Here is a 19,755-nt window from a genome sequence, read left to right on the forward strand (position 1 = left end):
GGAAGGACCTATTGCAGGGAAACGGGGTGGGGATGGCGTTTGCGCCACTGCTTGAGCACGGCGGTGCGCAACGACAACAACAGCAGCCAGCCCAGGAAGATCAAGGCAACCCGGCCACTCAACGAGAACACGTCATTGAAGCCGCGCACGTTGGCCTCACGCCGGGTGATCTGTGCCAGCTGCGCGGTGCCTTGGGCACTGCGCTGCACCGGATCGGTGAGCAGCGGCGCATAGATCTGCTGCTGCAGTTTCAGGCGCTGGGCGACCACGCCATCGCTGGGGTCGAGCTGGCTGACAAAGGCGGTGGAATAGACCTGCTCGCGATGCAGCTGGAACGTGCCCAGCACCGCCGAGCCGGCCAGCCCGCCCAGGGTCTGGGTGATCGACAGCGTGACCAGGAACGTGATCATGTGGTCGGTGCCCTGTTTCAGCGCCTGGGTGATGCCCATCATGATCAAGGGGCCCATGAACATGCCCGCGCCCATCGAGGCCAGGAACTGGCTGAGGAAGAAATCGTGCGGGCGGTCCTGGCTGGTGCGGCTCTGGTCCAGCAGCGCGGCGGTGCCCAGCAGCAGGATCGCCATCAGCAGCTGCGCGACGATGCGTTTGGGCCCAAAGGTCAGCGAGCTGGTGGCAATGCCGGTAATCACCCCGGCCAGGATCACCACGAACAGTGGCCGCATCTGGTCCGGGCCCATGCCCAGCTGGCGCATCAGGCCGATCACCCCATAGGACTGCTCGGTGGTGAGGAAGCGGATCAGGAAGGCGCCGAAGATGAAGTGCAGGGTTGCCGGGCTGGCCAGCCAGCGGGTCTGCAGCAGCGGGTTGCGCCGGTAGTGTTCCACCACCACGCCGGTGGTGCCCAGCGCGACCGAGGCGACCAGTGCCCAGCCCAGCCACGGCGTGTCGAACCACCAGCGCAGGTAGCCTTGGGCCAGCACCACCACCAACAGCGCCACCGCTGGTGCGAACAGCGCGAAGCTGAGGAAATCCATCGGCTCGAACACCTTGATCTGTGCACCGGGCGGCAGCTTCAGCATCACCACCGCGGCGAATGCGCACAGCGCCAGGCCGGCTTCGAACAGGTACAGGTTGTGCCACTGGCCGGTATCCACCAGGCCCGGCGACACCAGCCAGGCGATCGGCAACGCCATCTGCGAAATGCCCACGCCGATCACCAGCAGGTTGCCGGTATAGCGTCGCGGCAGCGACTGCAGCATGTACAGCGTGCCCAGCGTGCTGCACGCCGCGCCGGCAAAACCGCTGGCCGCACGCATCATCAAGGTGGTTTCAAAACTGCCCACGAACAGGTGCAGCACTGCCAGCGCGGCATACAGGCCCAGGCCGATCTCGGCGAACAGGCGGATGCCGTACTGCTGGCGGAACTTGAAGGCCAGCAGGTTGGCGGTGACGTTGACCATCGCGTAGGCGGCCACCAGCCAACTTCCCTGGGTCGGGGTCAGCCCGAGCTGGCCCTGCAGGAACGGCAGGTTGGCGGTGACCAGCGCGTTGCCCAGCCCGCCGGTGATGCCCACCAGCAGCGCGACCAGCGCATAGGCGACACGGCGGTGCGGCGGATGCCACGGCATCGACGCCGAACCCGGGAGAGTCGGCTTTTCGTGTTCCTCCCAATCGGGAATGGGCTTGAGGTACTCGGGCATCAGCGACTCCCGTCGACCTGTCCGCCCAGCCCTCCGCGCAGCAGTTGCAGAGCGCGCCCGGCCAGCCGCGCGCGCTCCTCGCGGGTCTTGCCGCGCAGTGCGGCACCCAGCATGCTGGAAATTAGCGAAATATCGGCCGCCTGCAGGTCCGGGCGGCACAGGCCGGCATCGATCGCGCGCTGGATGGGCGCCTTGAGCAGGGCGTGCACGGTCTGCCGCGCCGCCTTGATCGTGGGTTCGTCGGGGTCCACCGCGCGCCAGTAGTCGGCCAGCGCGGGCGACTGCACGATGCGCGAGGCCATGCTCTGCAGCACCTCGAACAAGGCATCGTCGCGATCGCCCAGGGTCTCCACCTGGCGCGCGATGCGGGCCACGGTGCGGTCCAGCAGCGCTTCGATCAACGCGGTGCGGTCGGGGAAGTTGCGGTACAGGGTGGCGCGGCCGACCTGGGCCTTTTCGACCACCAGGTCCAGGGGGGCGGTCACGCCATGCTGGCCGAACACGCTGTCGGCGGCATCGAGGATCAGGGCGCGGCGGGCAGCCGCATCGGCACGTTGACTTTGCATGGGCTATTTTCGGACAGGAATGTCCGCAATGGAAGCCGGGCAGGCGATACCGGTATGAGGCCGCTCTGCTTGGTCAACGAGGCGTGAAGTCAGTGCGCTGCCAAAAAAAACGGGGGCCCTGAGGCCCCCGAAGGTCAGACAGTGACCCCAGCGGGGATCAGAAGTACGCGCGGATGCCGAACGCCACGCCACGGCCCGGCAGCGGCGAGTAATCGCGCAGCAGCGAGGTGTGTGCACGCGCCTCGCGGTTGGTCAGGTTGTTGCCGTCCAGGAACACCTCGTAGCTGTTGCTGTCCGAGCGGTCCCAGCGGTAGGCGAAGTGCGCGTCCACCAGGGTGTAGCCCGCGCTCTCGGCTTCGTTCTGCGCGGTGTCCTTCTGGCTGCTGTAACGCACTGCACCCACCGAGGCGCGCCAGCCATCACGCGACCAGCGCAGGTCGGCGCCGACCCGCGCCGGGGAGATGCGCGGCAGGTAGCCGCTGTTGGCCAGGTCCACGGTGTAGTTGTGGTCGTGGTCACCGTGCGGCACGGCGATGTCGACACTGCGGCTGCCGCTGCCATCCAGTTCGGCCTTGACGTAGTCACCGAACACGCGCAGGTCCCAGTCGCCGCTGTTGCCTTCGAACAGGTGCACCAGCGCTTCGGCCTCGGCGCCCTTGAAGGTGGCATCCTGCTGGGTCCACAGGCGCACCGGCAGGCTTTCGACCACGCCGGTGTCGGCCAGGTAGATGAAGTCCTTGAACTTCGTCTGGTAGATCGACGCGGAGAAATCGAGGCGGTCGCTGTGGGTGTGGATGCCGAGCTCCACGCGCTGGCCGCGTTCGGTCTTCAGGTTGGCATTGCCGATTTCCAGCGAACGGGTGGCGATGTGCGCGCCGGCGGCGTACAGCTCTTCGTTGGTCGGCGCGCGTTCGGAGCCATCCACGCCAAAGCGCAGGTCGACGGCGTCGTTGAGCTTCCAGATGCCGGCCGCCGAGAGGTTGGTGGCATCGAAGGTGCGCGCGCGGTAGTCGCCGGTCGGGTCCAGCTTGACCTGGTCGTGGCGGCCGCCCAGTTCCAGCTTGAACGGGCCGAACTGCTTTTCCTGCAGCACGAACAGACCCACGTTGCGGGTGCCGGTATCGGGCACGAAGGCTTCTTCGCCCTTGGCGCCGAAATCGCTGTTGCCGAACTGCAGCCCGAACGCGCCGTCCCAGCCGCCGATCTGCTGCTGCACGGCTTCCAGGCGGGCTTCGACGCCGCGGTTGGTGAAGCGGGTGGACGGCGTGCCAGCTTCCAGCTCGACGTGTTCGTAGTCGGTGTAGGCGGTGCGCAGGTTGATGTTCTTCAGGAACGACACGGGGTTGTAGATGCCGCCCTTGGCTTCGAAGCGGTTCTGCACCATGTCGATGCGCACGTCGTGCTCGTCGCCTTCTTCTTCCTCGTCGCCATGGTCGTGGTCATGATCATGGTCGTCGTCGGCATGCACGTGGGCGCCGTTGGGAATGCCGTAGTTGGTGCGGTAGGTGCTGGCCGAGGCGCCGAAATAGCCGCCTTCGCCCAGCCAGGTGGCGCCGACGCCGCCGGCGCGGGTGCGGATGGAGCTGTTGTCCAGGGTGCCGCGGCGCGGTTCGTCGGTGTCGCCCTCTTCGTGGTCGTGGCCGCTGTGGTCTTCCAGGCCGTCGATCACCGCGTAGCCGGGAATGCGGTAGTCATCGCCGTTGCGGACCAGACCATCGACATGCAGCACCCAGTTGCCGTTCACGCCATCGAGCCGGAACATGCCGCTGCGTTTGTCGTTGACCGAGTTGCCGCGTACTTCGGCGCGGCCGCTGAGCGGGCGGTCGGGCAGGTCGCGGGCGATGCGGCCATCCACCACGTTGACTGCGCCGCCAATGGCGCCACTGCCGAACAGCAGGGTGGCCGGGCCCTTGAGCACTTCGATCTGGTCGGCCAGGAAGGGTTCGATGCTGGTGGCGTGGTCGGCGCTGACGGTGGAGGCATCCATGTTGCCCATGCCGTTGGAGAGCACGGCCACGCGCGGGCCTTCCTGGCCACGGATGATCGGGCGGCCGACGCCGGGGCCGAAGAAGGTGCTCTGCACGCCGGGCAGCTTGGCCACGGTGTCGCCGAGGGTGCCGGCCTTCTGTTCGTCCAGGCGCTCGCCGGCGAGCACGTCCACCGGGCGCGCCAACGATTCGGCATCGCCCTGCAGCGGGCTGGCGGTGACCTTCACTGCGGACAGTTCGGTCAGGTGGTGGTCACGCTCGGCGGTATCGTCGGCGGCGAAGGCCAGGGTGGGGAGCAGCGCAGCGGCAAGCGCCAGGGACAGGGCGTGCGGCGTGAGGGAGCGGGAAGAGCGCATGGGCAGAGGGTCCGTCGGTCGAATTGTTACAATGTATCAATGGTGGGGCGCGCCAATCCCGTCAAATCGGGAGGGTGGAACCGGGTAAGGCAGGGGGAGGGAGTGCGCGTCGGGATTGATGTTATATTATTCCATAACGCTTCGCCGACCCTGCTGGAAGTCATGCCCCTGTTCCCCCGCCTCCGTCATCTGTTGGATCGCTTTGGTGCCACCGGCTCGCTGCTGTGTGCGGTGCACTGCGCCGTGCTGCCTGTTCTGCTGGCGGCGGCGCCGTCATTGGGGTTGTCGGTGTGGCTGGGCGACGGGGTGGAACTGGCGTTGGTCAGCTTCGTGACCCTGCTGGGGCTGTTCAGCCTGGTGTGGGGCTATCGCCGCCACGGGGCGCTGCGCGCGCTGGGGTTCCTGGTGCCGGGCCTGACCGCGCTGTGGGCGGGGCTGCTGTACGGGCCGTTGCACCATTCGGCGGTGCCGCATGCGGTAGTGATGACGCTGGGCGGGGTGCTGGTGGGTGTTGCACACCTGGTCAACCTGCGCCTGAACCACGGGCACGTCCATGATGCGAGCTGTGCGCACTGAGGTGCTGTGTTAGGCTTTCCGATCGTGCGCGGGGGCGTCTGCAAGGACGGGCCCGCCGAACCCGTGTCAGCACGGGGTAATCAGATTTCAGACTAAGGAGTTGACGACATGGGTAAGGGTGACCGCAAGACCGCCAAGGGCAAGCGCTACAACGCCAGCTACGGCAATTCGCGTTCGCACGCGGTGAGCAAGGTGGCCGTGGGCGCAGCTGCGCCGGTCGCCAAGAAGACCGTGGCCAAGGCCCCGGCAAAGAAGGCAGTGGCCAAGAAGGCTGTTGCCAAGGCCGGCTGATCGCTCAGCCAGGTCCGACGAAAAAACGCGGCGCTTGCGCCGCGTTTTTTTTTGGTTTCGAGCAATGTGATTGCGGACAACCCGATAGTGCCGGGCCCTGCCCGGCAGCTTCATGCATTTTGGCGAACAGCCGGTGGGCCTTGCGTGGCCTGAGCTGGGCCGGCGGGTGCGGGTTTGCGGGACACGCCGTAAACCCATCCATGGGGGCTTGGCAAAAACATCCATGTTTTTGACAGTCCCGCAAACCCGCCCCCGCCGACCCTCGACGGTGTGTTGGTGGCCAGGGAAGATCAACGGCGGTGTCGATCATCTTCATGCGTTACCGGCCGCGGTGGCGCTGCATGCCGTCGTTCGGGAACCGACGCTACCGGACGAGGTTGATTCGCCGTACCCAGCCGGGTACCCGGCCCCACGTTCATTCGGCGTACCCGCTGCGTAGGGACACGCCATGCGTGTCTGATTTTCGTATCCGCACGCGACCATCCGTCGGCCTCCCCAGCACGGAAAAACTGAAACGCTGCGATTCGCGCCAACCCATCAGCAATCAAAATCACTTCAACGCAGGAACCAGTGTCTCGGGATTGCCATCGTTCGGGGCGGCCGGAATGCCCAGCAGACGCGTCATCAACGGGTAGAGGTCTACGTTGTCGAAGCCGGGCAGGGTGGCGCCCTGTTTGAACGATGGACCGCGGGCGATGAAGATCGCGCGCATCGAGGGCAGGGCGTTGTCGTAGCCATGCGAACCACGGTCGCCGGGTTTGCGCTCGGCCAGGCGCTCACGGGTCAGGGCGTTCCAGCCTTCGTGCATCTGGCAGATGATCGGCGGGATACGCGGATTGGAGCCGTACTCCCAGCGCGCCGGCAGCGTTTGCCGCGTCCAGCAGTCGTAGTTTGCGTGCGCGCCCAGCAGGATCGCTTCGGCCGCCGGTTGTTTTCCAGGCAGCGGGGCGAAGCCGATCGACTGGCCCGTCGACACGTTGCTGGCGATGGCGGGGTCGACCATGTCTTCCACCGCGATGGTCTGGCCATCGGGTACCTGCGCCATGCCGTGGTCCGAGACCACGATCAGGTTGGTGCTGCCATCCAGGCCGCGTGCCGCAAGGCCGTCGAGCAGGCGACCGATGGCCGTGTCCACCTGGACGATGGCGGCGGCGTACTCGGGGGAATCCGGACCGTAATGGTGGCCGGCCTTGTCGACCTGCTCCATGTACAGGGTGACCAGTCGCGGCGCATCCGGGCCGTCATCGCCGACCCATCGCAACACGTCATCGACGCGGTCGGCAAGGGGCACATCGGGGCTGTAGACCCGCCACTGACTCGGCCGCACGCCCTGGATGGCCGCCTCGCTGCCTGGCCACGACCAGGTGGCGCTGCGCAGGCCAGCCTTCTCCGCGCCGACCCAGATCGGCTCGCCACCCCACCAGCGCGAATCGGTCACCGCCTCCGGCAGGTTGACCTGGAACCGACCCAGCACCTCTTCCTGCATGCTGTTGTGGATGATGCCGTGGTGGTTCGGGCGCAGCCCGGTGACCAGCGTGTAGTGGTTGGGGAAGGTGAGCGACGGATACGACGGCGTCATCCAGCGGGCGCGTACGCCGTCGTGCGCGATGCGCGACAGGTTCGGCGTGATGCCACGGTCGAGCATGTCCGCACGCAGGCCGTCGATCGAGACCAGCAGCAGTTTCGGCGTAGTGGCCACAACCGCAGCGGCGCCGGCGGCAGCCGCCGTTGGCGGCGTGGGCGTGGGCGGAGCGCTGGCACAGCTGGTCAGCGCGAGGGCGGCGGCAAGCGCCAGCGAAAGGCGAACGGAAATCATCGGCCCATGATAGTCCGCCGCAGTGACGCGGCGAAGACAACCGATGGCACGGTCAGGCGAACAGCGGCTGCGTGCGCGATTCGAGTTCGAGCAATGCGGCCTTGGTTTCCAGGCCGCCACCGAAACCGGTAAGTGCGCCGCTGCTGCCGATCACGCGGTGGCAGGGCAGCACGATGGGCAGTGGGTTGCGTCCGTTGGCTGCGCCCACCGCGCGGCTGGCCGTGGGCTGGCCGATGTGGCGTGCCAGCTGCACGTAGCTCCAGGTTTCGCCGAACGGAATGTCGGCCAGCGCCTTCCATACGCGCAGCTGGAACCCGGTGCCGTGCGGGGCCAGGGGCAGTTCGAAGCCGCTGCGTTCGCCGCGCAGATACTGCAGCAGCTGGGTGCGCGCTTCGCGCAGCGCATGCGCATCGCGCTGCCACTGTGCGCGGCCCTTGGCGTCGTAGCGGTTGTTTTCGAACAGGATGTGGTGGATGCCCTGGCTGTCGCCGGCGACGGTCAGGGCGCCGATGGGGCTGTCGAAGGTGTCGTAGAGCAGGTTCATGCGGTTACTCCGAAGCGGACGTGGCCAGATGCCACAGGTGCAGCACGGCGTACGCACGCCAGGGCCGCCAGGCCTGCGAACGGGCCTCGGTGGCACGCTCGGTCAGGCGGGTATCACCGCCCAGCACCTGCTGCAGCACCAGGTCGCCGGCGGGGAAGGCATCGGGCAGCGCCAAGGCGCGCAGCGCGATGTAGTGCGCGGTCCACGGCCCGATCCCGGGCAGCGCCACGCAGCGTTCGATGAAGGTATCCAGGCGCTGGCCGGCATGGAAATCCAGCCTGCCGTCGGCGACGGCGGCGGCCACCGCGCGCACGGTGGCCGCTCGGGTGCGCGGCAGGCCGATGCCTTCCAGCGGCGCGTCGGCCAGCTGCTGCGGCGTGGGGAACTGGCGGTCCAGGCCCTCGGGCATGCCGTCCAGCGCGGTGCCGAAGCGGTCTACCACGCGCCGCGCCAGGGTGATGGCCGCGGCCACGCTGACCTGCTGGCCCAGCACGGCGCGCACCGCCACTTCGAAGCCATCCCAACCGCCGGGTACGCGCAGCCCGGGACGTGCGGCGATACCGCGCGCAAGCAGCGGATCCTGGCCGAGCGTGGCGTGCACGATGCGCAGGTCCGCGTCCAGGTCGAAAATCCGCCGCACCCGGCGCACGATGCCGGGGATCGCGCGCGGATCGACCTGGCCCAGCTGCAGCAGCAGCTCGGGCCGGCGCGGGTCGGCGGTGACCCGGATCACCGAGGGGCGTTCGGCCGGGCCGATCACGCGCTGGTAGCTGGTGTCGTCGATCTGCTCGATGCCGGGAATGCAGCGGCGGCGCAGGAAGCCCAGCATCGCGGCAAAATCCAGCGGCGGCCGGTAGCCCAGGCGCAGGGTCAGCGCGCCGTCGGCCAGCACGCCGCGCTGGCGCCGGATCGCGGTGGGCGGCATGCCGCAGCCTTCCACGAACGCGGCGTTGAATCGGCGCAGGCTGTTGTAGCCGGCGGCCATGGCCACGTCGGTGACCGGCAACGCGGTTTCGGTCAGCAGCTGCTTGGCCAGCAGCAGCCGGCGGGTAGCGTGGATCTGCGCCGGGGCCGCGCCCAGCCGCGCCACGAACAGCCGCTGCAGCTGGCGCGCGCTCAGGCCGAGCCGGGCGGCCAGGTCGCCCACCGCCGCATCCTGCAGGAAGCCATCGTGGATCAGCGCCAGAGCACGCTGCAGGGTTTCGTTGCTGAGTGCGTCCTGCGCCTCCGGGGCCAGTTCCGGCCGGCAGCGCAGGCAGGGGCGGAAGCCGGCCGCCGCCGCAGCGGCGGCGGTGGGGTAGTAGTCGACATTGACCGGCTTCGGCGCCGGCGCCGGGCATACCGGACGGCAGTAAATGCCGGTGCTGCGCACGGCAGTGAAGAACACGCCGTCGAAGCGCGCATCGCGGGCCAGGCGGGCGCTTTCGCAGGCGGCGTAGTCCAGGGGCAGGGCGGTGTCCATGGAGCCCAGTCTATGCGCCCGGCCAGGGCCCGGCTCGCCGTTTTCGGACAGCAATGCCGGGCACGCCCAGTGCGGTTCAGGGCAGGTTCCCGCGATGCCGGCCGGGCGCACTAGACTGTGCCTTCATGTGCCGTTTTCGGCACGCCCTTTGTCTGGAAGCCGGGTGTCCATGCTGCTCAAGTCGTGCGGGTTGTTGCTGTTGTGCCTGGGGCTGGCCGCCTGCAGCCAGCTGGAGAACCCCGGCAACGTCACCGCCGCCGACAAGGCGGTGCGGGCGCAGACCGCCGACGGCGACCACATGGTGTCGTTCAACGCCGCCGATGCACCGCCCGCGCCACCGCCGCCGCCCCGCAAGGGCGAGCAGGGCTGGCCCACGGTAGCGCTGGACAACGGCAAGGCCTGGCTCAGCTGCGACACCGAGTACGCCAACGACGGCGGCGACGGCGCCGCGTTGGAGGCGCTGGACCGGGCGAGCCTGGAAGCGGCCATCGCCCCGTGCGTGGAACGTGGCCTGCTGCGCGTGCGCTACGCGGGCAAGATCAATCCCGGGTTCGCCGAACTGGTGGCGCGGATCGCGCTGGTGGCCGACGCCCAGCGCGTCTCGCGGCGCATCCTGGACCTGGATTCCAGCGGTGGCCAGGTCGAAGCGGCGATCGTGGCCGGTGACCGCATCGGCGAATCCAACTGGACCATCTGGGTGCGCGAAGGCTCGGTCTGCCACAGCGCCTGCGTGTTCGTGCTGGCGGCCGGTGACAACCGGCTGGTGTCGGGCAAGGTCGGCATCCACCGCATGATGCGGATCAGTTCCAAGGCGACCTCGCGTGCCGAGCTCAACCTGGAACTCCACGAGGTCTACGACAACGTCAAGGATTACCTGCAGCGCAACGGCGTGGCCGTCGGCGTGGCCGACCTGATGATGACCGTGCCCAACCGCAGCCTGCGCCTGCTCAGCAGCGAGGAGCTGCGCCAGTTCGGCCTGGACGGCACCAATGCGGTGCAGGACGACCTGGAGCGGATCAAGCAGATGCGCAAGTGCGGTGACGATTTCGTGCGCCGCAAGGATGCCTTCCTGGTCGCCTTCGACCAGGAGTGCAAGCGCGAAGGCAGCGAACTGGACGTGATTACCCGCTGCGGACAGACGCTCAAGCAGCGCTTCGGCTTCCCGGATGTGACCTGCCCGGACGAAAGCCCGCTGTCGGAAATCGATGTGTCCACGCTGTTGCCCACCGGCGGGAAGCCGCGTGATGCGGTGGCCGAACGCACCGCCAGCGACGCCGACCAGCCCCCCGCCGAGGCGGCCGAACGCAACTGACGGCCTGCTCACGGCATTCCCGTAGACTGCAATGCAGTCCACTGCTGCCTACGGTGTCCCGATGCGCGTTCCGCTGCTGCTGTCGCTCCTGCTTCCCGCCGTTGCCCTGGCCCAGACCCCGCCGCCGGCCACTCCGGCCCCGGCGCCCGCACGCCCCGCACAGGTCGCCCCGGCCGCACCGGCACGCCCGGCCTTGACCCCGCAGCAGCAGGCGCAGGTGCAGAAGCAGGACCAGGAAATGGCCGCGGCGGGCTTGAAGGTGGCGACCCTGGTTGACACCGGTCGCGCTGCCGAGGCCTGGAAGGGTGCTTCCGAGGTGGCCCGCAAGTCCGTTACCGAACAGGCCTTCGTGGCCCAGCTCGACGGCGACCGCAAGCGCCTCGGCGCGCTGCTCTCGCGCGGGCAGCCCGTGGTGACCCGGGTCAAGTACAAGGCCGGCGCGACCGTGCCCGAGGGCCTCTACATCAACGTCAGTTTCCCCACCAAGTTCGCCAACAACGCCCAGCCGGTTCGCGAGCTGGTGTCGTTCCGCTTCGATGAAGACAAGGTCTGGCGTCTGGCCGGCTACAGCGTCCGCGCCGCCGCGCCCTGACCGCAGGAGAAATGCATGGGTATCGAGATCCAGATGCTGGGTTGGGCCATCGTGCTGGGCCTGGTGCAGGTGATGATCGCCGCAGGCGCGGTCACCCGCGAACGCGGCTTGGCCTGGAATGCCTCGGCCCGCGACGGCGTCGCGCCGCCGCCGGGGCCGCTGGCGGCACGCCTGCAGCGGGCGCAGGCCAACTTCCTGGAAACCTTCCCGTTCTTCGCCGCCGCCGTGCTGGCGGTAGTGCTCACCCAGCGCCAGGACAGCACCACCGCGCTGGCGGTGCAGCTGTATTTCTGGGCGCGGCTGGTCTACGTGCCGCTGTATGCCGCCGGCATTCCCTACGTGCGCAGCCTGGTCTGGGTGGTTTCGATGCTGGGCATCGTGCTGTTGCTGTGGCGCCTGCTGCACGGGCTGGCGTGAACCGGCGCCGACGCGGCTGATCCAGATCAAGAGCGTGCCTGCCCGCGAGCGGTAAGCTCGGTCGTGGACACGCAACGGAAACGGATCATGCAGGACGATCGCGGAGTGCAGGCAGTGGAGGTGCTGGTGGTGGGCGCTGGGCCGGCGGGGCTGTGTTTCGCCCGCGCGCTGGCCGGCAGCGGCCTGCGGGTGGCGGTGGTGGAGCAGCAGCCGCGCGCGGCGCTGGCCGAGGCCGCCTTCGACGGGCGCGAGATCGCGCTCACCCATGCCTCTCGGCACATCCTGGAGCAGCTGGGCCTGTGGCAGCGGCTGGACCCCGCTGAAATTTCGCCGTTGCGCGACGCCAAGGTCATGGATGGGGGTTCACCGTTCGCATTGACCTTCGCTGCGCGCGACGCGCACGGCAGCGACCTGGGCTGGCTGGTGCCCAATCACCTGATCCGCCGCGCGGCATGGGACAGCGTGCAGGGCCAGGCCGACCTGGAGATCCTCGACCAGTGCAGCGTGCGCGGTATCGTGCCCGGTGCGCTTCACAGCGAGGTGACCCTTGCCGATGGGCGCCGGCTGCAGGCGCGGCTGGTGGTGGCGGCCGACAGCCGGTTCTCGTCCACCCGGCGCATGCTGGGCATCGGCGCGCGCATGCGCGATTTCGGCAGATCGATGCTGGTCTGCCGGATGCAGGTCGAGGTGCCGCACCAGCACACTGCGTGGGAGTGGTTCGGCTATGGCCGCACCATGGCGCTGCTGCCGCTCAACGGCGACCAGGCCTCGGCGGTGATCACCCTGCCACCGCGTGAAATCGAAACGCTGCTGGCGCAGGATGCGGCGACCTTCGGACGCAGCATCAGTGCTTGTTTCGAACACCGCCTGGGCGCGATGACGCCGGTGGCGCGGCCCCATGCGTACCCGCTGGTGGGGGTCTACGCCACTGCGTTCGTGGGCGCGCGCTGCGCGCTGATCGGCGATGCCGCGGTGGGCATGCACCCGGTCACCGCGCACGGTTTCAACCTGGGCCTGCAGAGCCAGGACCGGTTGGCCGCGATCCTGCGCCGGGCGGCCGGGCGGGGTACCGATATCGCCGCTCCGGCCGGTCTGGCCGCCTACGAGCGGGGGCACCGGCTGGCCTCACGGCCGCTGTACGAGGCGACCAATGCGATCGCCACGCTCTATACCGATGACCGCCTGCCGGCGCGGGTGCTGCGTCGGGCGGGGCTGCGGCTGGCCCACGGGGTGGCGCCGTTCCGGCAGCTGATTGCCGCGCACCTCACCGGCAGGTGACCACCGTTGGACCTCACCGGTAGGTGACGACCGTTGGTCGTCACACGGGATCAGGGGGCGTCGCTGTCGGCGATGACGTTGATCACGGTGTCGCCGAACTGGACCTGCTGGCCGCCGCGGATCTTGCAGGCCTTGCGCAGCTCCACTTCGCCGTCAACGAGCACCTGGCCGTCGCCGATCACGGTCTTGGCTTCGCCGCCGCTGGTCACCAGGTCGGCCAGCTTCAGCAGCTGCTTCAGTTCCACATACTCGCTGTCCAGTTCAAATTCGAGGGTCTGCATGGAGCGGGGTATCCTGTGAAGGGGCGCGGAGCGGGGCCGCGCCGAAATCGGGCGCATATTGTGCGCCAGCACGCGGCGTTTACCGCCTCCGTGCTGAAATCTGTACACGTGGTTCAGGATTCATGCGGTATCATCGCGCCCTGAGCGAGTGAATTCTCCTCCGACCGAGCAGCGCCAGGGCACGCGATAAGAAAGGGCGCCCAAAGCGCGGACCATCCCCTTTTTTATGCCACTGCCACGTAAAACGGTAGTGGCTTCGGAGTTCCCCATGTCCCAAGAATCCCCCACGCCGCTGCTGTTCGCAGACCTCGGCCTGTCCGACGCTGTGATGAAGGCCGTTGCCGCCGTCGGCTATGAAACCCCGTCGCCGATCCAGGCCGCCACCATCCCGGCGATGCTGGAAGGCCGCGACGTGCTGGGCCAGGCCCAGACCGGTACCGGCAAGACCGCCGCCTTCGCGCTGCCGGTCCTGTCCAACCTGGATTTCAACCAGGCCAAGCCGCAGGTGCTGGTGCTGGCGCCCACCCGTGAACTGGCCATCCAGGTCGCCGAGGCGTTCCAGACCTACTCCTCGGGCATCCCCGGTTTCCGCGTACTGCCGGTCTACGGCGGCCAGCCGTACGGCCAGCAGCTGCAGGCCCTGCGCCGTGGCGTGCACGTCATCGTGGGCACCCCGGGCCGCGTGATCGATCACCTCGATCGCGGCACCCTGGACCTGTCCGAGCTGAAGACCCTGGTGCTGGACGAAGCCGATGAAATGCTGCGCATGGGCTTCATCGACGACGTCGAAGCCGTGCTGAAGAAGCTGCCGGAAACCCGCCAGGTGGCGCTGTTCTCGGCCACCATGCCGTCGCAGATCCGCCGCATCGCGCAGACCTACCTGAAGAACCCGGCCGAAGTCACCATCGTCAGCAAGACCACCACGTCGGCCAACATCCGCCAGCGTTACTGGTGGGTGAGCGGCATGCACAAGCTGGACGCGCTGACCCGCATCCTGGAAGTGGAACCGTTCGACGCGATGATCATCTTCTCGCGCACCAAGGCGGCCACCGAAGAACTGGCGGAAAAGCTGCAGGCCCGTGGCCTGGCCGCTGCCGCCATCAACGGCGACATGCAGCAGGCGCAGCGTGAGCGCACCATCGGCATGCTGAAGGAAGGCAAGCTGGACATCCTGGTGGCCACCGACGTGGCCGCGCGCGGCCTGGACGTGGAGCGCATCAGCCACGTGCTGAACTACGACATCCCGTACGACACCGAAAGCTACGTGCACCGTATCGGCCGTACCGGCCGTGCCGGCCGCACCGGCGATGCGATCCTGTTCGCCACCCCGCGCGAAAAGGGCATGCTGCGTGCGATCGAGCGCGCCACCCGCCAGCCGATCGAAGAGATGCAGCTGCCGAGCGTGGACGCGGTCAACGACACCCGCATCAACAAGTTCATGAGCCGCATCAGCGATGCGCTCGATGCCGGCGGCACCGAGTTCTACCGCGACCTGCTGCAGAAGCTGGAAGGCGAGAAGAACGTGCCGGCGATCGACATCGCCGCCGCGCTGGCCAAGCTGCTGCAGGGCGATTCGCCGTTCCTGCTGACCCCGCCGGTGCGTGGTGCCCGTGAAGAGCGTGCGCCGCACCCGCGTGCCGACCGCAACGACCGTGGCGAGCGCCCGGCGCGTTTCGAACCGCGCTTCGAGCGTGGCCCGCGCCGTGAAGACGACCGCGGCCCGCGTCCGCCGCGTCCGGAAGGCGATTTCGGCGGCAACGACGGTGGCTTCGAACGTGCCCCGCGCCGTGAAATCGCCCCGCGTGGCGAGCCGGAACCCGGCATGGAAACCTTCCGTATCGAAGTGGGCCATGTGCACGGGGTCAAGCCGGGCAACATCGTCGGCGCGATCGCCAATGAAGCCGGGCTGGAAAGCCGCTTCATCGGCCGCATCGACATCCGTGACGACTTCTCGATCCTGGATCTTCCGGCGGAAATGCCGGCCGACCTGCTCAGCCACCTGAAGAAGGTATGGGTGTCGGGCCAGCAGCTCCAGATGCGCAAGGTCGAGCCGGGTGAAGACACCGCAGGCTCGGGTTCGGCACGCCCGCCGTTCAAGCCGAAGTTCGGCCGCGGCGGCAAGCCGGGCGGTCCGGGTGGTCACCGTGGCCCGGGTGGTCCGGGCGGCAACGACCGTCCGCCGCGTCGTGACGGCTTCAAGCCGCGCGGTCCGCGCAACGGCTGATAGCTCCACATCGCCGCAGCCAACAACGCCAGCCTTCGGGCTGGCGTTGTCGTTTCAGCTACCTGACCGATGTGACGGCGAAACTTCGCGCCGTTTCAACAAGGCTGGACCTAGCCTGCAATCACAGGGGACTATGCCAAGCACCCATGGGCGCCGGAGGGATCTGCGATGCTGGGAGGCAGCAGGGATGTAGGCAGTACCGCCGTGCCGCATGTAACGCGGGGCTTGACCCTGCGGTTCGTGCTGCTCACCGGCATGGCGGTCGGGCTGGTGGGGTTGTCGGCGCTGATCCAGGAACTGCAGGGCGCCTCCACCGCCTGGATCGTGGGGCAGAGCCATTGGTCGCGCAGCCAGCAGCATGCCTCCTTCGCGCTGGAGCGATACCTCACCTCGGGCAACCCGGCCGCACTGGCCGAAGCGCGCGCGGCGCTGCAGGTGCCGCTGGGTGACCTGGACGCACGCCGCGCGCTGGAACAGGACGACGTGGATATCGCGCGGGCGCGGCGCGGCTTCCTGCAGGGCGGCAACCAGCCGGGCGACATCAACCGGCTGATCCTGTCGTTCCGCTACCTGGGGCATCTCGGTTACTTCCGTGATGCGGTGCACCTGTGGCAGCAGACCGACCATGGCCTGGCGCAGCTGCAGGCAATGATGGACAGCGCCGAAGCGATGCACGCAGACGGCCGCGTAGAGCCTGCCATGCGCGAAGCATTGCTGGTCCAGCTGCAGGCGCTGGACCGCAGCCTGCAGGCGCAGGCCCGCGCCTTCTCGCTGGCGCTGCTCAATACGGCTTCCATCGTGCGCATGGTCACGCTGGCTGTCGGTGGCCTGTCAGTCCTGCTGATCACCCTGGTTGCCGTACTGCTGTCACGACGCGTGCGCCATGACCTGATCGACACCGAAAGCCGCTTCCGTGCCGCGTTCTACCAGGCCACGGTGGGCATGCTCAAGCTGGACCACGCCGGGGGCATAGTCGAAGCCAACCAGGCCATGGCCGATATCCTCGGCTATCGCCGCGACGCGCTGCTGGGGATGGAGCTGCCGGAACTGCTGGTGGATGGCGAGCTGGTGCTCGACGAGGCCGGCGACATCGACTGGCCGCGCCAGCTGCGCCCGGGCGAACTGCGCTTCCGGCATGCCGACGGCGGCCTGCTATGGGGGCGTTGGAGCGGCACCCTGGTGCGCAGCCCCGGCCGTGAGGTCTCGGTGTTCGCGATCATTGAAGACGTCTCGCAGAACCACGCGCTGGCCCGCGAGGTCGAGCACCACGCCAGCCACGATCCGCTGACCGGGCTGGTCAACCGCCGCGAGATCGAACGCCTGCTGGAACTGGCGCTGCTGGATGTGCGCAGCGATGGTGGGACCCACAGCCTGTGCTACCTGGACCTGGATTATTTCAAGCTGGTCAACGATGGCCTTGGCCACGCGGCCGGTGACCAGTTGCTGCGCGGCTTTGCCGATTATCTGGAAGGTGCGGTGCGCGAAGGGGACTGGGTGGGCCGCATGGGCGGTGACGAGTTCGCGATGTTCCTGGCCGACGCCCGCCAGGAAGAAGCCAAGCAGGTGTTGCAGCGGATCGCACGCAACCTGGGCCAGGCCGGATTCCAGCGCGACGACGGGCTGCCGCGGGTCAGCTGCAGCATCGGGGTGGTCGAAATCACCGCAGAGGTGGCGGACGTGAACTGGCTGATGAGCGCGGCCGACAGCGCCTGCTATGCGGCCAAGCAGGCCGGGCGCAACCGCGTGCATTGTTTCAACGAGAACCGGATGGCGCTGGAAGAGCGGCTGCTGGAAGCAGACCGGCTGGCGCATGTGTCCAGCGCGATCGCCGAAAACCGCATGCTGCTGTACGCCCAGCGCATCGAGCAGGTGGGCGACCCGGGCTTCCTGCATTACGAAGTGCTGGTGCGCATGCGCGGTACCGACGGCCAGCTGCAGGGCCCGGGCGATTTCATGCCGGCCGTGGAGCGCTATGGCATGGGCATGGCGCTGGACCGGCACGTGCTGGGGCTGCTGTTCCGCCACCTGCAGCTGTGCCCGGCGCATGTGCAGCGGCTGGGCCTGTGCAACGTGAACGTATCGGCGCAGTCGATCGCCGAGCCGACGTTCCTGGCCTTCGTCTGCGACCTGCTCGAGCGCAACCGCGGGCTGGCGCGCAAGCTGTGTTTCGAGATCACCGAGACTGCGGCGATCAGCAACCTGGACCAGGCGCGCAGCTTCGTCGAAGGGGTCAAGGCGCGGGGCTGCCGGGTGGCACTGGACGACTTCGGTGCCGGGCTGTCCTCGTTCGGCTACCTGCGCCAGCTGCCGGCGGACATGCTCAAGATCGATGGGGTGTTCGTGCGCGACATGGATATCGATCCGGTCAGCCGTGCCACGGTGCGCGCCATCACCGAAATCGGCCGCGAGCTGCACATGAGCGTGACCGCCGAGTGGGTGGAGTCCGAAGAGATCGCCGCGCAGCTGCGGGCGCTCGGGGTGGAAGGGCTGCAGGGGTATGCCATCGAACGGCCGATGCCGCTGGAAAAGCTCACCCAGCCCTCGCTGTGGCGGGAAACCCCGGTGCCGTCCAGCCGCCTTTCCTGAACTGTGACGTGCACCGGCGCGTCTTCTTGCGATAATCGCCACGGGGACGCCATGCGGTGTGCATGGCGGTGCAGGGCGACAGGGTGATGGTGTGAGGCGCAGCGACGGCGGGATGCAGGGGATGAGCGGGGCCATCAGGTGGCTGACCGGCCTGGTATGGCTGCTGCTGTCGGCCACGGCGTTGGCCGGCACGGCGCAGGTCGGCCGTGATGTGCTGCTGCTGGGCGCCGCCACCGACCAGCAGGCCCCGCAGCGCCCCTGCTCACCGGAGGTGCTGGCCCATCACCAGGACATCCTTTCGATTCCGGCGCCTGCAGGCGGCTGGTCCGGTGCGCCACAGGCGGTGGATGTATTCGGGGTGCTGACCGGAGAGGTACGGATCAGTCACGGCGACCGCCAGATCTGCGGCAGCATGCACGACGCGCGCACCCGGGATTCGCGCTTCCGCGCCGGGGTCGGCATGGTGGTGGTGCCCAAGGCCGGCGAGCGCGAGCCGATCATCGTGTCATGGGCCGCCCCGCTGAAGCCGCGCTGGATTCCGACCGTCCGGCTGGGCGCGCCCAGCCCGGTGCAGCAGAACGATACCGCCCGCCTGCTGGTGCGCGCGGCCTGCATCGCGGTGGCAATCGCACTGGCGCTGTCGGCGCTGATGGGGTTCGTGACCGCCCGCGACCGCACCTTCCTTTATTACGTGGCGATCTGCGCGGTGTTCGTGCTGTGGCAGGCGGTGCTGGGTGGCCTCAGCGGGTACCCCGAGCCGTGGTTGCCGGTGCACGACCGCGCGTCGTGGTGGCTGGTGGCGCTGAGCACCTTCGCGCTGGCGCTGTTGCTGCCGATCCTGTGGCGGCTCAACGGCGGCGCCCGGTTGTGGCCGGGCTCAGGCACCGGCCAGCGCGCTGTGCTGTGGGGACTGGTGCTGGCCGGGTTGTGCGTGCCATGGATGGGCACGGCCGGGCTGGCCTGGATGGCGGCTGCGCTGGAAGCAGTGTTCGTGCTGGGCTGCGTGGTCTGCCTCGGGGTGGGTCTGTGGGCGGTGGTGCAGCGCGATGGCTATGCGGCGGCGGGGCTGTTCGCGCTGGCACCGTGGTGGATCCTGATCATCGCCGACGCGCTGCACGCACACTGGCTGACCGCGTACCGGATCGAGGCGCTGCAGCTGTCGGCGACCTGGTTCCTGATGATGGCCGCCTATGCGCTCAACCTGCGCCTGGGCCGGCTGCGCCAGCAGCGCGACGAGATGCGCCAGCTGGCCGATACCGATGCGTTGACCGGCCTGCCCAACCGCCGCCACGGGCTGCACCTGCTGGCCCGTCATCTGGAACGGGCGGGCGCGGAGCAGCTGCCGCTGGCGATCGGCTTCCTGGACATCGATCTGTTCAAGGACATCAACGACCGCTTCGGCCACGAGGTCGGCGACCAGGTGCTGGTGGCAGTGGCGCGTGGCCTGCGCGGCGCGGTGCGGGTGCAGGACGACGTGATCCGCATGGGCGGCGAGGAATTCCTGGTGCTGTTGCCGGGCGCCAGCCACGGCGCGGCACTGGCACGGCTGGAAAGCGTGCGCCGGCAGATTCCGGCGGTGACCGCGCCGCTGGGCATTTCCGGGCTGGCGGTGACGGTCAGCATCGGGCTGGCGGTGCTGCGCCCGGGCCGTGATGACCTGGCGGGGCTGCTGCGGCGCGCCGACCATGCGATGTACCGGGCCAAGCGTGCGGGGCGCAACCAGGTCTGCGACGGTGAACAGGCGCTGCCGGCGGATGATCCGCTGGTCGCCTGATGCCGCGCCGGACGGGGTTTTGCCGGATAAT

16 protein-coding genes are annotated in these 19,755 nt (G+C 68.4%); 9 read left to right on the forward strand and 7 right to left on the reverse strand.

Annotated elements, in window-relative coordinates; genetic code table 11:
* Positions 1-8: 8 nt before the first annotated feature.
* From SOM39_RS15825 to SOM39_RS15835, 3 genes are all read right to left on the reverse strand, one after another.
* Positions 9-1,664 carry an MFS transporter gene (locus tag SOM39_RS15825; RefSeq protein WP_320458912.1) on the reverse strand — a complete coding sequence of 552 codons (1,656 nt, stop codon included), beginning with the start codon at positions 1,662-1,664 and terminating at the stop codon, positions 9-11.
* The gene (locus SOM39_RS15830; protein ID WP_320458875.1) at positions 1,661-2,227 is read right to left on the reverse strand and encodes a TetR/AcrR family transcriptional regulator; all 567 of its coding nucleotides are present in this window, start codon (positions 2,225-2,227) and stop codon (positions 1,661-1,663) included. Before SOM39_RS15830 ends, SOM39_RS15825 begins: the two co-directional genes overlap by 4 nt.
* A gap of 157 nt (positions 2,228-2,384) precedes the next feature.
* Positions 2,385-4,571 carry a TonB-dependent receptor gene (locus SOM39_RS15835; protein WP_414715880.1) on the reverse strand — a complete coding sequence of 729 codons (2,187 nt, stop codon included), beginning with the start codon at positions 4,569-4,571 and terminating at the stop codon, positions 2,385-2,387.
* 162 nt (positions 4,572-4,733) lie between these two features.
* Between SOM39_RS15835 and SOM39_RS15840 the strand changes: the two genes are divergently transcribed.
* Both SOM39_RS15840 and SOM39_RS15845 read left to right on the forward strand, forming a co-directional pair.
* Complete coding sequence (locus SOM39_RS15840) at positions 4,734-5,147, forward strand: MerC domain-containing protein (protein WP_093533140.1); 414 nt, start codon at positions 4,734-4,736, stop codon at positions 5,145-5,147.
* Between the two features lie 108 nt (positions 5,148-5,255).
* A complete protein-coding gene (locus SOM39_RS15845) occupies positions 5,256-5,438 on the forward strand; it encodes a 30S ribosomal protein THX (RefSeq protein ID WP_068850363.1) in 183 nt (60 codons plus the stop codon).
* Positions 5,439-5,988: 550 nt separating this feature from the next.
* Here the strand turns inward: SOM39_RS15845 and SOM39_RS15850 are convergent.
* The 3 genes from SOM39_RS15850 to SOM39_RS15860 are packed head-to-tail and all read right to left on the reverse strand — an operon-like array spanning position 5,989 to position 9,260.
* Positions 5,989-7,254, reverse strand: coding sequence for an ectonucleotide pyrophosphatase/phosphodiesterase (locus SOM39_RS15850; protein WP_320458876.1), 1,266 nt, complete (start codon positions 7,252-7,254; stop codon positions 5,989-5,991).
* Positions 7,255-7,306: 52 nt separating this feature from the next.
* A complete protein-coding gene (locus SOM39_RS15855; RefSeq protein WP_093533142.1) occupies positions 7,307-7,798 on the reverse strand; it encodes a methylated-DNA--[protein]-cysteine S-methyltransferase in 492 nt (163 codons plus the stop codon).
* 4 nt (positions 7,799-7,802) lie between these two features.
* On the reverse strand, positions 7,803-9,260 hold the full coding sequence (locus SOM39_RS15860; protein WP_320458877.1) for an AlkA N-terminal domain-containing protein: 1,458 nt from the start codon (positions 9,258-9,260) through the stop codon (positions 7,803-7,805).
* A 172-nt stretch (positions 9,261-9,432) separates the two neighbouring features.
* On the opposite strand from SOM39_RS15860, the gene SOM39_RS15865 reads away from it, so the two are divergent.
* The 4 genes from SOM39_RS15865 (at position 9,433) to ubiM (ending at position 12,859) form a co-directional block, all read left to right on the forward strand.
* Positions 9,433-10,572: a hypothetical protein gene (locus SOM39_RS15865; protein WP_255220478.1), complete on the forward strand. Its 1,140-nt coding sequence runs from the start codon at positions 9,433-9,435 to the stop codon at positions 10,570-10,572.
* Positions 10,573-10,633: 61 nt separating this feature from the next.
* Positions 10,634-11,164: a DUF4019 domain-containing protein gene (locus tag SOM39_RS15870; RefSeq protein WP_320458878.1), complete on the forward strand. Its 531-nt coding sequence runs from the start codon at positions 10,634-10,636 to the stop codon at positions 11,162-11,164.
* A gap of 15 nt (positions 11,165-11,179) precedes the next feature.
* The gene (locus tag SOM39_RS15875) at positions 11,180-11,581 is read left to right on the forward strand and encodes an MAPEG family protein (protein WP_093533144.1); all 402 of its coding nucleotides are present in this window, start codon (positions 11,180-11,182) and stop codon (positions 11,579-11,581) included.
* 87 nt (positions 11,582-11,668) lie between these two features.
* A complete protein-coding gene (gene ubiM / locus SOM39_RS15880) occupies positions 11,669-12,859 on the forward strand; it encodes a 5-demethoxyubiquinol-8 5-hydroxylase UbiM (protein WP_414715881.1) in 1,191 nt (396 codons plus the stop codon).
* 50 nt (positions 12,860-12,909) lie between these two features.
* Here ubiM and SOM39_RS15885 read toward each other — a convergent pair whose 3' ends face one another.
* Positions 12,910-13,140, reverse strand: coding sequence for an RNA-binding S4 domain-containing protein (locus SOM39_RS15885; protein ID WP_068850383.1), 231 nt, complete (start codon positions 13,138-13,140; stop codon positions 12,910-12,912).
* A gap of 268 nt (positions 13,141-13,408) precedes the next feature.
* Between SOM39_RS15885 and SOM39_RS15890 the strand changes: the two genes are divergently transcribed.
* From SOM39_RS15890 to SOM39_RS15900, 3 genes are all read left to right on the forward strand, one after another.
* The gene (locus SOM39_RS15890) at positions 13,409-15,364 is read left to right on the forward strand and encodes a DEAD/DEAH box helicase (protein ID WP_320458879.1); all 1,956 of its coding nucleotides are present in this window, start codon (positions 13,409-13,411) and stop codon (positions 15,362-15,364) included.
* 168 nt (positions 15,365-15,532) lie between these two features.
* Positions 15,533-17,950 carry a putative bifunctional diguanylate cyclase/phosphodiesterase gene (locus tag SOM39_RS15895; protein WP_320458880.1) on the forward strand — a complete coding sequence of 806 codons (2,418 nt, stop codon included), beginning with the start codon at positions 15,533-15,535 and terminating at the stop codon, positions 17,948-17,950.
* A gap of 121 nt (positions 17,951-18,071) precedes the next feature.
* Positions 18,072-19,724 carry a diguanylate cyclase gene (locus SOM39_RS15900; protein ID WP_320458881.1) on the forward strand — a complete coding sequence of 551 codons (1,653 nt, stop codon included), beginning with the start codon at positions 18,072-18,074 and terminating at the stop codon, positions 19,722-19,724.
* The last annotated feature ends 31 nt before the right edge of the window (positions 19,725-19,755 follow it).

Source organism: Stenotrophomonas sp. CFBP8994 (genome assembly GCF_034044835.1).
In the GTDB taxonomy this organism is placed as follows: Bacteria; Pseudomonadota; Gammaproteobacteria; order Xanthomonadales; family Xanthomonadaceae; genus Stenotrophomonas; species Stenotrophomonas rhizophila_A.